The following is a 12,253-nucleotide window of genomic DNA, read 5'->3' on the forward strand; positions in this document are numbered from 1 at the left end:
CGTTATAATGACTATATTTTATTGAAGTAAACATTACAATATGGCTAAAAACTATTCACTTATAATCTTTCTTTTATTTTCTGTATCATTTGTATTTTCACAAGTAGAAGATGAAGCATGTTTGCCACCTGGTAAAAAGGTGAAAAAACTTATTGAAAAAGCTAAAAAAGAAGCTCCACCAGAGGCCTCTAAATTATTTAGAGAAGCCATTTCTGAAGAGCCAGACAATGCTACAGCATACTATGAATTTGCGATGTATGCCTATAATAATGGATTAGATTTATACAATTCAGATCCAGATCCTAAAAGAGGTGATAGTTATATGAAAGTCGCCGAAGGTCTCTTTAATAAAACGATAGATCGATGTTCTAATTTTCATGCAAACTGCTATTATTATCTTGGTGTAATCAATTATACTTTTCAAAACGAAAAAGAAGCTGTAAAATACTTCCAAAAATTTAATGATTTTGATCATGATGATATGGATCGTTTTTCTGATGATCGTGAGAAACGTTTAAATGACGTAGCAGAAGTTCTTTCTAAATTCAAAGAAGAGCAATCATTTTATGACAATGCAGTTCCTTTCTCACCAAGTAAAGTTGAAAATGTGAGTACTTTACGAGATGAATATTTCCCTATGATTTCTCCAGACAACGAGTTAATTTTCTATACACGAAGAGTTGATAGAACAGCGAAAGGAGACATTATTTCTACAATAAATGAAGAGTTTACATGGTCCAAAAGAAAAAACAAAAACACTCCATTTGACGGAGGGAATCCACTAGCATCACCATTTAACAATGGAGTATTTGACAGTTATGGAGCTGCAACACTTTCTGTTGATAATAAGGAAATGATTATCTGTGCATGTAAAGATGAAAATGTAAGAGGTCAAAACTATAGAAATTGTGATTTGTACAGAACTTATTATGAAAGAACGGGAGAAGGAGGAAATGATTATGTATGGACTGAATTAGAAAACTTAGGTGATGGTATCAACACAAATGATGGTTGGGAAGGTCAACCAACAATGTCAGCTGATGGAAATACGCTATATTTTTCAGCGATTCGTCCTACCACACAAAATGATGATATATTTTATTCCAAAAGACTATCTGATGGTTCTTGGGGACCATCACAACCTTTTGCAGAAGTAAACACGGCAGGAAAAGATAAAAGTCCGTTTTTCCATCAAGATAGTGAAACTTTTTATTTTGTTTCAAGTGTAAGTGAGCAAAGAAAAGGATTAGGTGGAACAGACATTTTCTATATGAGAAAGCAAGAAGATGGTTCATGGTCAAAACCAAAAAACATTGGTTATCCAATCAATTCAGAGGAAGATGAAATTGGATTATTTGTATCGATTGATGGTGAAGATGCTTACTTTTCTTCTAGACAGGGTGGAATCTGGGATATTTATTCTTTTGAATTATATGAAGAGGCACGTCCAAAAGCAGTAACGATTGTAAAAGGGAACTTAAATACGGAAGATAATTCTCCGGTCGAAGATGTTCAAGTTGAAATTGCTTATTCAAATTCTGACAAAGTTGAAAAAGTAAGGGTAAATGGTAATGACGGTAAATATGCAGCAGTTGTAAAAGTCGAAGACAATGAAGATGTGATGGTTAACGTCAAGAAAAAAGGACATGCTTTTGACTCGCAAATCATTACCAAGGAGGAGTTAGCAAAAGGTGAGACTATTGAATCGAAAGACATGATGGTTCGAGAAATCGAAGTGGGTGAACCTTATACTATTAATGACATTTTATACAATACTGCTTCTGATGAACTATCAGAAAGAGCTAAATTTATTTTAAAGCAATTTGCTCGATTTTTAAAAGAAAACGAAGAGTATAACATACTTATTCAAGGGCACACAGATAATGAAGGTATTGCTGAGAAAAACTTGAAACTTTCTGAGAAAAGGGCAAATGGTGTAAAAGACTTTCTGATTGAGAATGGAATTGACAAACAAAGATTATCTGCAAAAGGATATGGTCAAACACAACCAAAAGTACCCAATACCAGTGAATCTAATAAACGAAAAAACAGAAGGACTGATTTCGTTATTCAGAAGAAATAAATCATAAAAAACGCCAGATTGTCATCTGGCGTTTTTGTTATCTCTTCATTTTGATGAGTGACTACTCTTCTTCGGTATTGGAAACAATCGCCTTTCGAATATCTGAGCCTGAAACTTCTTGATGAAGCTCCAATTCAAATCTATTTACTACTGCGAAAAGGTGATCAAAGATATCTGCCATTACGATCTCATATTCCGCCCAAACCTTAGTTTTAGAAAAGCAATATAATTCTATCGGCAATCCTTTCGTTCCCGGTTGTAATTGACGAACCATCAATGACATTTCTTGATTTAAATCTGAATTATTTTTTAAGTAATACTCTACATATCTCCTGAATAATCCAACATTCGTAGGACGACGTGCATTCAATTGATATTCATCAGTTAGTCCATGCTCTTGGTTATACTTTTCAACTTCTTTCTTTTGTTGTTTAATAAATTCTGAAAGCAACCTTACCTTTGACAAGTTCTCGATTAGTGTATCATCTGCAAATTTGATTGACTCTATTTTCACATTCAAAGATCGTTTAATTCTACGTCCACCTGAATTGGCCATTCCCCTCCAATTTTTAAAACTATCTGAGATGAAATTATAAGTGGGAATTGTAGTAATTGTTTTATCAAAGTTTTGAATTTTAACTGTAGTTAAATTGATTTCAACAACGTCTCCATCAGCTCCAAATTTTTCCATTGTAATCCAGTCACCTATTCTCAGCATATCGTTTGCAGAAATTTGAATACTTCCAACGAAACCTAAAATCGTATCTTTAAAAACTAAAAGCAAAATTGCTGTCATCGCTCCTAGTGACGTTAAGAAAAATAAAGGTGATTGATTGGTTATTACAGAAAGTAAAATGATGATAAAAACAATAGAAATAATCAATTTGACTGTTTGAACATAAGCTCCAATTGGCTTATCTTTAAAATAAGGTTTATCTTCCAAAACCACACGAACAGCATTGAGGAAACGGCGAATACTGATAAGCATCACCAACACAATGAGGAAATCATTAAATCTAATTGTAAGCTCTAAAGTATCGGGAAAAGCAAAGAATACAATGGAAAAAAGGTAGTCCATCAGCATTAATGGCAGAATATATGCGATAGAACCGAAAAACTTTTTTTCAACTAATAAATCATCGAGTTTAGTTTTACTTTTCTGTGCAATGGTTTTAATAATGGCCAACAAAACCTGTCTCGTCAAATACCACATCAAAATAGAAATGAGGATCATTCCGATGAGTAAACCAATCATCCATAAAAATTCATGATCCTGATATTGAGGATTATTTAATAATTCCTCCTTTGTAGCTTCATTACCTAACGAATAAAAGCTTTTTATCCAGTTTAAAACTAACTCTTTCATGGTTTTAATTATTTTTAAGCAAAAGTAATATTTCTATGCATCCAAAAATACAATTTCATATTTTAAGCTGGGCCACACTATTACTTTTTCCAGCTGTAGGTTTAACATTTCTTTGGTTTTTCTCAGATGTTGATATCATAGCAGTTTTAGCATTCGACAAGGTTCTTTCTCCATTAACATTACTCGGTTTAGAGTTTGGTTTCATCTATGGATTTTTTATCATTGCTATAACACAATTCCCAGTTTTTGAAGAACTATCTGGACCACAAATGCGTATATTAAAAAGCTTAAAACTAAATTGGTTTGATATCATTTTTATGTCTTTTTGTGCAGGGTTTGGAGAAGAAATATTATTTAGAGCAGGACTTCAAACCTGGTTAGGTCCTTGGCTTACATCTATTATTTTCATTGGAGTTCATGGATATTTCAACCCTTTTTCATTAAGAAAAAGTCTTCTGGGAATAGTCTTATTTCCTTTTATTTTAATCCTTTCTTATGCTTATGAAATATTTGGATTATGGTTTTGTATTGCAGCACATTTCGCCTATGATTTACTCATGTTTACAGGTGTACTCAACACAAAAAACAAATAAAAACAAATTCCTCCCTATACATCTTCTCCTAAGTAGTTAGACTGATTTAAGAGTGTTTTCTTTTTTTAATTCTAAATACAATTACAAAAACTCCAAAAGCAAGAATACATGCTAAAACTAGCCACATCCACGAATTGAAAATGGATTGATATTTTTCAACCTTTCCAAATAATTGGTCCTCACGAATACCTCCAGTACGAATAGCTTCTTTCTCAGATTGAACAAAGCTTCTTTTCAATGCGTTAATTTCATTATAACTTTGCTCCTTCGCTATGACTTTGTGAGTTTCAATCATTTCTTTCAAAGTTTCAATTTGATTGTCTTTTTCTTCTAATGTTTCGTAGATATTACTCAACTGAATTAACCCATCTAATTTTCCTTGTAAATTATTAGATTCTTCTGCAATTGCTATTGATTTTTTATAATACACAGCTGAAGAGTCAAATTTTGAAATTCCAGAATAAAAGTCTCCGAGGTTATAGTAACCTTCAGCAATATAGAACTTCTTCCCGTCTTTTTTTCTATAGGCTAATGCTAGCTTGAAATATTGTTCAGACCTATCGTATTCTCCCAAATAGTAGTCTGCAATCGCAATATTAGTGTATCCATTGGCTACAGCATTCATATTTCCAGCAGATAAACCACTTTCCATACTTAAAGTAAAATTATGGATGGCCAAGTCTAATTTTTGTTGATCTAAATAAATTTGACCATTAAGTCCATAGGCAGCAGCAAGCTTTCGCATATCTCCTTTTTTCATCAGAAAGCTGATGTACTCTTCTAAATTTTGCTCAGCCTTTTCGTATTCTTTTCTATTCAAATAAATACGACACATATTAAAATTTGAAAGCATTTCAAATTCCTTATTATTGGCTTTGTTGGCAAAATCATTGGATTTTTTGTAATAGAATTCTGCTTTTCCGAACAAACCTTGTAACAGATTTATATTTCCGTAAGAATTATTACATACGGAAAGCATGGTATCATTTCGTACCTTTGAATAGTGTTTAATTGCACGATCTAATTTACTTGAAGCCTCATCAAAAAGAGATTGATTCAAAAGGTACTTACTTAACCCAAAGTTAGACATGGCAATAGCATTTTCATTGTCCGCTTTGAGGCCTTCGTTGATAAGGTCATTGATGTAATACAAAACGCTATCCTCATCTTCAATTGTAAAACCTTCGTTAAACTCAAAAAACAATTTTACTTTCTGATTTAAGTCTACATTTTCATATTCTTTTACCTGTTGTTCAAATGTACTTTGAGAAAGTACACGGCTAAAAGAGAGACTTAAAAAGAAAGACAGAAATAAAGGAAAAAATAATTTCATATTAAGGATAAGTGTGTAAAACAAAAATAAGAAAAATAGTAAAATATAGGAGATTTTAAAGAATTATAATGGTATAAATACAGAATAAATTAATATTCCAAAATCTGAATGTTAAGATTAAAACAAACCCAAAGAAGTACATTAATTTTGCTTTGATTTGAAGGAATGAATGGTTACTTTTGTTAGCGTAAAATTTGAAACAATTAAAAATATTAGATATGGCAAATGCACATTTCAAAGTACCGACGGCAATTAACGAGCCAGTCAATGCTTATGAACCAAATTCTCCAGCAGTTAAGTCTTTGCTAGGAAAATATAAAGAAATGAATGACCAAGATCCTATCGATGTACCGATGTACATTGGAGGAAAGGAAATTACAACTGAAGATAAAAGACCATTGACTTCACCACATGATCACCAAAAGGTTTTGGGGCATTATAATTATGGTGAGAAAAAGCACGTAGAGCAAGCGATTGACGCTGCCCTAGCTGCAAAAGAAAGATGGGAAGAACTTCCATGGGAAGAAAGAGCTAGTATTTTCTTGAAAGCTGCTGATTTGATTTCAGGTCCTTACCGTGACAAAATCAACGCAGCTACAATGTTAGGTCAATCAAAAAATGTTTACCAAACAGAGATTGATGCAGCCTGTGAAACAGCAGATTTCTTTAGATTCAATGTTCAATACATGTCTGAAATTTATGCAGAGCAACCTGAATCTCCTAAAGGATTTTGGAATAGATTAGAATGGCGTGCATTAGAAGGTTTTGTTTTAGCAATTACACCTTTTAACTTCACAGCTATTGCAGCTAACTTACCATCTGCACCAGCAATGTTAGGTAATGTTGTGGTTTGGAAACCAGCTGAATCTCAAATCTACTCTGCGAATGTAATCATGGAGGTGTTTAAAGAATCAGGTGTTCCAGATGGTGTAATCAACCTTGTAACGACTGGTGGAGCGAATGTTGGAGATGTTGTATTCAAGCACAAAGAATTTGCTGGACTTCACTTTACAGGATCTACAGGAGTATTCCGTAACCTATGGAAAACAATTGCAAACAACATTGAAACATATAGATCATACCCTAGAATTGTAGGTGAAACAGGAGGAAAAGACTTCATCATGGTTCACCCATCAGCTAAGCCTCTAGAAGTTGCAACAGCAATTGCTCGTGGTGCATTCGAATTCCAAGGTCAAAAATGTTCAGCTGCTTCACGTGTTTATATTCCAAGTAATCTTTGGGAGGACGTTAAGGAAAACACTGTTGAACAAGTGAACTCTTTCAAAATTGGTTCGCCAGAAGACACAACAAACTTTATTACAGCAGTAATTAACGAAGCTGCCTTTGACAGTATTGCGGAATATATTGATTACGCAAAAGAAAGTGATGATGCTGAGATCATTGCAGGTGGAAATTATGACAAATCTGAAGGATACTTTATCGATCCAACAATAATTGTTGCAAAAGATCCTAAGTTCAAAACGATGGTTGAAGAAATTTTTGGACCTGTAGTAACGATATATGTTTATGATGAAGACAAATTTGAAGAAACTCTTACTGTTTTAGATGAAACTTCAGAATATGCTTTAACTGGTTCAATTATCAGTCAAGATAGATATGCAATTAATGTTGCTTTAAGAAAATTGAAAAATTCTGCTGGTAACTTCTATATCAACGACAAACCAACTGGAGCTGTTGTAGGTCAACAACCATTTGGAGGAGCTCGTGGATCAGGAACAAATGACAAAGCAGGTGCAAAACTGAACTTGTTGCGTTGGGTTTCTGCAAGAACGATTAAAGAAACATTTGTCCCAGCGACAGATTACAGATACCCATTCATGGGATAATATTTCTTAAATCTTAAGAATTAAGCCTCGAATTTAATTTCGGGGCTTTTTTTTGATCCTAGCCTCTTCGAAAGCTACGAAAAACGATTAACAGCATATCAAAATGGCTTTTCAACATTTCACCATTTATAAAAGTAAGCCAAACTTAAAATTCAATCACAATATATCTCTATCTTTGAATCATGAAACGTTTAAAGCATTTTAAAAACAAGTATGTGATTACATCAATTGTATTCGTTGTTTACATTTTATTTTTAGATGATGTAGATGTTTTCACTATTGCTCGACAAGAGATTAAACTCAATAAATTGGAGAATGAAAGAGCACTACTCTTGGACAAGTTTACCGAAACAAAAAACACATTAGAGCAACTAGACAACACTAAAGCACTTGAACGTTACGCAAGAGAAGAGAAATTATTTAAGCGTGATAACGAAGATATCTTTGTCATTGTAAAAGAAGATTAAGTCCAGCTTACAAGTGCAATAAAACAATCAACTAAAAAATTTAGGCATAAAAAAACGCAACATGAAAATCATGTTGCGTTTTACTTTAATATAATCTTTTTCAGAGTAGTTTTTTATGTATTACTTTTCCTTCAGATAAAATTTTAGAGCTAGAAAATAAAGAAATGTATTCAGGTTGTACTGGATCTCCAAGGTGAAACCTTACGAAATTCACAAACTTATCTTTAAACACTCCTCTCTCCTCTTCGTCATTTATAGCTTCAAAGGTGAATAAATCGATATTCTCATGTTTAAAGAAGCTCAACTGCTCCTTATCATTGAAAAAATCAATATTGGCTACAATTACTTTCTTAGTCGTCGGTTGTAAAGGTTCAGTAATTGGGTTTTGAAATAAAAGCAAATCAGCTGACTCGATAATGCTTTCACTATCAGGTCTAACAATACACCCTTCTAAAGCGTATTCATTATCGCTGTAACCACATTCTTCCCCAGCATTCGACTGAACAAAAACATCAATATATTTGCTTAACGCACGCACATCTTTCGGAGAAGGCATCGCTGTTGTACTGCAAACATTTCCTTTTACAATTCCGACATTATTCATAATACAATGTTTAATCTCTATGGGAATACACCACGTTCTCTGTAAGTTTGTTCGATTCTTTCTAAAGCAGCAATATATGCACCTGTTCTCCAGTCAGTATCATATTTATTTGCAGAGTTAACTGTTCTTTCGAAAGCTTGCTCTAACTTCTCGCTAATCATTCTTAGCACAGTATCAATATGATAATCCTCACTTCTTTTGTTTTGCAGCCATTCGTAGTAACTTCCGGTTACACCACCAGCATTACACAAAATATCAGGAATAATATCTACTCCTCTTTCAAGTAAAATTTTCTCTCCTTCTACATCTGTAGGACCATTTGCTCCTTCAGCAATTAATTTTGCTTTAATCAAATGTGCATTCGCCTCAGTAATTTGATTACCTAAAGCTGCAGGAATAATAACATCACAATCTAAAGCAAAAAATTCTGAATTTTCAATTTTCACTGACTCAGGATAACCTGCAATCATACCTTTGTTGTTTCCAACATGATTGTGCAGTTTTTCAGTATCAAGTCCATTTTCATTGAAAATTGTACCACTTGCATCTTGAACTGCGATTAGTTTTGCTCCAAGCTCCTCCATAAAGTAAGAAGCCCAATATCCAACATTACCAAATCCTTGAACGATAAAACGTTTTCCAGAAAGGTCTATTCCTTTTAATTTTGCCCAAGACTTAATAGAAGCTACAACACCATATCCCGTTGCTCTATCTCTTCCTTTCAATCCTCCTGATCCAACAGGCTTTCCTGTTACAACGTGTAAGTTCAACATACGTGTTGATGGTGATTTTGTAGATGCAAAAGTATCTGCAATCCACGCCATAATTTGAGGATTAGTATTTACATCAGGTGCAGGAATATCAACATCAGGTCCGATATTTTCTCCTAAAGAATAAGTAAAACGTCGAGTGATTCTCTCTAATTCCGCCTCAGAGTATTTACTTGGATCAATAGAAACACCTCCTTTTCCACCTCCATAAGGCAAACCAGCCAATGCAGACTTCCAAGTCATCCAGATAGCTAATGCTCTTGCGGCAGTAATATCAACAGTTGGGTGAAAACGCAAACCACCTTTATATGGTCCTAATGCGTTATTGTGTTGTACTCTATATCCGTTAAAAACTTCAATTCTTCCATCGTCCATTTTCACCGGGAAATGAACACTAATTTCACTGTTTGTAGAACCTAGTATCTTACGAATACCTTTGTCCAATTTCATTATATCAGCAGCATGATTAAATTGCTTTAAAACATTATCATACATTCCTGTTTTTTTCTTTTTCTCAACGTTTTCCATTGTATTTATTTTTGAGTAAAAATGATGATTGATATACTCATCACTACTTTCTATTCAATTCTATATCTCAAATATAGTATTTTGATAATTCTAATTCTTTATTTCAGACAACTATTTGTATCGCAAATTAGATATTCGTATGTATTATTAAATTTTTAAATCTGTGTTTTTTCTATGCACCCATAATAATCCACACATCTAAGCCAATAATTACGAAACTATTAATACTCGATTTTGTCCTGATTACTATCCCATTCTTGGAAAGCTAAGATTGCTTCCTCTCTTAAGAATTGACTCGTCTTAACACGTCTTTTTTCTACTGACAACTCTAACTCATCGTAGATAAATGAATCATCAAAACCAATTTTCGCTGCGTCCACTTTAGTATTGGCAAAATATAATTCATCAAGACGTGCCCAATAAATAGCGCCTAGACACATTGGACAAGGTTCACATGAGGAATAAATCTCACACCCTGTTAAATCAAATGTATTTAATTCTTTACATGCTTTTCTTATTGTATTTACTTCTGCATGTGCAGTTGGGTCATTATCATTGGTAACACTATTGGCGCTTTCGGCGATAATCTCTCCATTCTTTACGATTACTGCCCCAAATGGTCCACCACCTTTTGAAATGCTCTCTTGAGAAAGCTGAATAGCCCTTCTCATATACTCTTTTTGTATTTCTTTCATTTACGTGATTTTTGTATAAATGTAGAAAAACAGAAGGCAATTCAAAAGAAAAAACAATTCTTATGCGGAATGAATCAAAAAAATGATTTCAAGAAGCAAACTTAAGACCATAAAAAAAAGCATCCACTCAATGAAGTATGGATGCTTTAAAGCTATATTTATAATAATCTTAATTACTGAACATATCTTTTACGCGTTGAAAAAATCCTTTCTCTTTCCCATCTGGATTGGGTTGAAAGTTTTCACTGTCACGCAACTTTTCTATTATTTCTTTTTCTTCTTTAGAAAGCTCTTGTGGAGTCCATATATTAATATGTACAAATTGATCTCCTGTTCCGTAATTTTGAACACTTGGTAAACCTTTTCCTTTTAAGCGTAACATTTTACCACTTTGAGTTCCTGGTTCAATCTTAATTCTTGCTCGACTTTTAATCGTTGGCACTTCAATGGAAGCTCCAAGCGCTGCATCAGCAAAGTTAATGAAGGCTTCATAATGTACATTTTGTCCATCACGTCTTAACTCTTCATGCTCTTTAACTTCGATCACAACGAGTAAGTCACCTGCAATTCCACCAAATGGACCAGCGTTACCTTTTCCACTCACTGAAAGTTGCATACCATCTTCAACTCCTGACGGAATATCGATTTCTATTACTTCTTCCTTACGCTCTAATCCTTGTGCATCTGCTCCAGCAGGTTTCTTATCGATTATCTTTCCTGTACCTTGACAAGTTGAACAAGTCGTAGCTGTTTGCATCGCACCTAAAAAAGTCTGCGTTACACGGTTTACTCGACCTTGACCTTTACACGTTTGACAGTCTTTAAATGTTACTCCACTAGCATTTACTAGCTTATTAACACGGATTTTCTTCTTTACTCCTTCTAAAACCTCCTCTAATGTAAGTTTAATTTTGACACGCAGATTTGTTCCACGGGCAGTTCTTTGACGAGCTCCGCCGCCACCTCTTCTGCCACCAAATCCGCCGCCACCTCCACCGAAGATGTCGCCAAATTGTGAGAATATGTCATCCATATCCATTCCGCCAAATCCGCCACCACCTCCGGCAGCACCGTCAACACCGGCATGACCAAATTGATCATAGCGTTGTTTCTTTTCTGCATTGGCTAAAACTTCATAGGCTTCTGCCGCTTCTTTAAACTTGTTTTCTGCCTCAGCATCATCAGGATTCTTATCAGGGTGGTACTTTAAGGCGAGTTTACGGTATGCTTTTTTAATTTCGGGTGCGGTCGCAGAACGACTTACCCCCAATACTTCATAATAATCTCTCTTATCGCTCATATCTGTTTTTATTGACCTACTACAACCTTAGCGTAACGTAGTACTTTGTCATTTAAAAAATATCCTTTCTCTACTACATCAACGACCTTTCCTTTCATATCGTCTTCGGCAGGAATGTTTGTAATTGCTTCATGGTGATCAATATCAAAAACTTCACCCTTACTGTCCATTGGTTTCAATCCCTTAGCAGTAAGGATATTGTTGAATTTATTGTAAATCAATTGAAATCCTTGCTTAATTGATTCTGCATCTTCTGAAGTCTGATTGTTATCAATCGCTCTTTCGAAATCATCCAATACTGCCAACATATCTTTTAAAACACCTTGACTTGCATTTGAAATAAGATCACCTTTCTCCTTAATTGTTCTCTTCCTAAAGTTTTCAAAATCAGAATACAAACGTAAATATTTGTCGTTTAAGTCAGCGACTTTTTGTTCCAACTCTTCCTCTTTTGACAATTCAGGTTGAACTTCTTTTTCTGTCTCGTTTTCCTTCACTTCCTCAGTTTGCTCTTGCGAACTTTGATTTTCTTCAACAGTTTGCTTTTCTTGCTCAGCAGCCTCTTCTTTATTTTGTTTTTTCATGATTGTCTTTTTTAACCGATTGCAGTCAAACAAAATCATTGCCAATAGCTTGAATTGGACATTCTGTCAGCAGCATAAGACAA

Annotated in this window: 11 protein-coding genes; 4 read left to right on the plus strand and 7 right to left on the minus strand. The window is 34.2% G+C overall.

What is annotated here, in order from left to right:
• Positions 1–40: 40 nt before the first annotated feature.
• Positions 41–2,083, plus strand: coding sequence for an OmpA family protein (locus tag DXU93_RS07680; protein WP_116880700.1), 2,043 nt, complete (start codon positions 41–43; stop codon positions 2,081–2,083).
• 61 nt (positions 2,084–2,144) lie between these two features.
• On the opposite strand, the gene DXU93_RS07685 is transcribed toward DXU93_RS07680, so the two are convergent.
• Positions 2,145–3,449, minus strand: a complete 1,305-nt coding sequence (locus tag DXU93_RS07685; RefSeq protein ID WP_116880701.1) for a mechanosensitive ion channel family protein — start codon at positions 3,447–3,449, stop codon at positions 2,145–2,147.
• Positions 3,450–3,484: 35 nt separating this feature from the next.
• On the opposite strand from DXU93_RS07685, the gene DXU93_RS07690 reads away from it, so the two are divergent.
• Positions 3,485–4,042 (plus strand): CPBP family intramembrane glutamic endopeptidase, encoded by a 558-nt coding sequence (locus DXU93_RS07690; RefSeq protein ID WP_116880702.1) that lies wholly within the window; start codon positions 3,485–3,487, stop codon positions 4,040–4,042.
• A gap of 46 nt (positions 4,043–4,088) precedes the next feature.
• Here DXU93_RS07690 and DXU93_RS07695 read toward each other — a convergent pair whose 3' ends face one another.
• Entirely contained in the window at positions 4,089–5,375 is a 1,287-nt protein-coding gene (locus tag DXU93_RS07695) for a tetratricopeptide repeat protein (protein ID WP_116880703.1), read from the minus strand.
• A 218-nt stretch (positions 5,376–5,593) separates the two neighbouring features.
• Between DXU93_RS07695 and pruA the strand changes: the two genes are divergently transcribed.
• Together pruA and DXU93_RS07705 are read left to right on the plus strand one after the other, a co-directional pair.
• Positions 5,594–7,222 (plus strand): L-glutamate gamma-semialdehyde dehydrogenase, encoded by a 1,629-nt coding sequence (gene pruA, locus DXU93_RS07700; RefSeq protein WP_116880704.1) that lies wholly within the window; start codon positions 5,594–5,596, stop codon positions 7,220–7,222.
• Positions 7,223–7,404: 182 nt separating this feature from the next.
• Entirely contained in the window at positions 7,405–7,689 is a 285-nt protein-coding gene (locus DXU93_RS07705) for a septum formation initiator family protein (protein WP_116880705.1), read from the plus strand.
• A 100-nt stretch (positions 7,690–7,789) separates the two neighbouring features.
• Here the strand turns inward: DXU93_RS07705 and DXU93_RS07710 are convergent, their stop codons facing one another.
• From DXU93_RS07710 to grpE, 5 genes are all read right to left on the minus strand, one after another.
• Complete coding sequence (locus DXU93_RS07710; RefSeq protein WP_116880706.1) at positions 7,790–8,293, minus strand: hypothetical protein; 504 nt, start codon at positions 8,291–8,293, stop codon at positions 7,790–7,792.
• A gap of 17 nt (positions 8,294–8,310) precedes the next feature.
• Entirely contained in the window at positions 8,311–9,591 is a 1,281-nt protein-coding gene (locus tag DXU93_RS07715) for a Glu/Leu/Phe/Val family dehydrogenase (RefSeq protein ID WP_116880707.1), read from the minus strand.
• Between the two features lie 221 nt (positions 9,592–9,812).
• Complete coding sequence (locus DXU93_RS07720) at positions 9,813–10,286, minus strand: nucleoside deaminase (protein WP_116880708.1); 474 nt, start codon at positions 10,284–10,286, stop codon at positions 9,813–9,815.
• Positions 10,287–10,455: 169 nt separating this feature from the next.
• Positions 10,456–11,586, minus strand: coding sequence for a molecular chaperone DnaJ (gene dnaJ, locus DXU93_RS07725; protein WP_116880709.1), 1,131 nt, complete (start codon positions 11,584–11,586; stop codon positions 10,456–10,458).
• Between the two features lie 8 nt (positions 11,587–11,594).
• Positions 11,595–12,170 carry a nucleotide exchange factor GrpE gene (gene grpE, locus DXU93_RS07730; protein WP_116880710.1) on the minus strand — a complete coding sequence of 192 codons (576 nt, stop codon included), beginning with the start codon at positions 12,168–12,170 and terminating at the stop codon, positions 11,595–11,597.
• Positions 12,171–12,253 lie beyond the last annotated feature (83 nt).

Origin of the sequence: Brumimicrobium aurantiacum (assembly GCF_003402975.1) — a bacterium.
Taxonomy (GTDB): Bacteria; Bacteroidota; Bacteroidia; order Flavobacteriales_D; family Crocinitomicaceae; genus Brumimicrobium; species Brumimicrobium aurantiacum.

Coding starts and splice junctions, on each gene's coding strand:
- DXU93_RS07715 (WP_116880707.1), bottom strand. CDS start 9,591: ATGGAAAACGTTGAGAAAAAGAAAAAAACAGGAATGTATGATAATGTT.
- DXU93_RS07695 (WP_116880703.1), bottom strand. CDS start 5,375: ATGAAATTATTTTTTCCTTTATTTCTGTCTTTCTTTTTAAGTCTCTCT.
- DXU93_RS07685 (WP_116880701.1), bottom strand. CDS start 3,449: ATGAAAGAGTTAGTTTTAAACTGGATAAAAAGCTTTTATTCGTTAGGT.
- DXU93_RS07710 (WP_116880706.1), bottom strand. CDS start 8,293: ATGAATAATGTCGGAATTGTAAAAGGAAATGTTTGCAGTACAACAGCG.
- pruA (WP_116880704.1), top strand. CDS start 5,594: ATGGCAAATGCACATTTCAAAGTACCGACGGCAATTAACGAGCCAGTC.
- DXU93_RS07720 (WP_116880708.1), bottom strand. CDS start 10,286: ATGAAAGAAATACAAAAAGAGTATATGAGAAGGGCTATTCAGCTTTCT.
- DXU93_RS07680 (WP_116880700.1), top strand. CDS start 41: ATGGCTAAAAACTATTCACTTATAATCTTTCTTTTATTTTCTGTATCA.
- DXU93_RS07690 (WP_116880702.1), top strand. CDS start 3,485: ATGCATCCAAAAATACAATTTCATATTTTAAGCTGGGCCACACTATTA.
- dnaJ (WP_116880709.1), bottom strand. CDS start 11,586: ATGAGCGATAAGAGAGATTATTATGAAGTATTGGGGGTAAGTCGTTCT.
- grpE (WP_116880710.1), bottom strand. CDS start 12,170: ATGAAAAAACAAAATAAAGAAGAGGCTGCTGAGCAAGAAAAGCAAACT.
- DXU93_RS07705 (WP_116880705.1), top strand. CDS start 7,405: ATGAAACGTTTAAAGCATTTTAAAAACAAGTATGTGATTACATCAATT.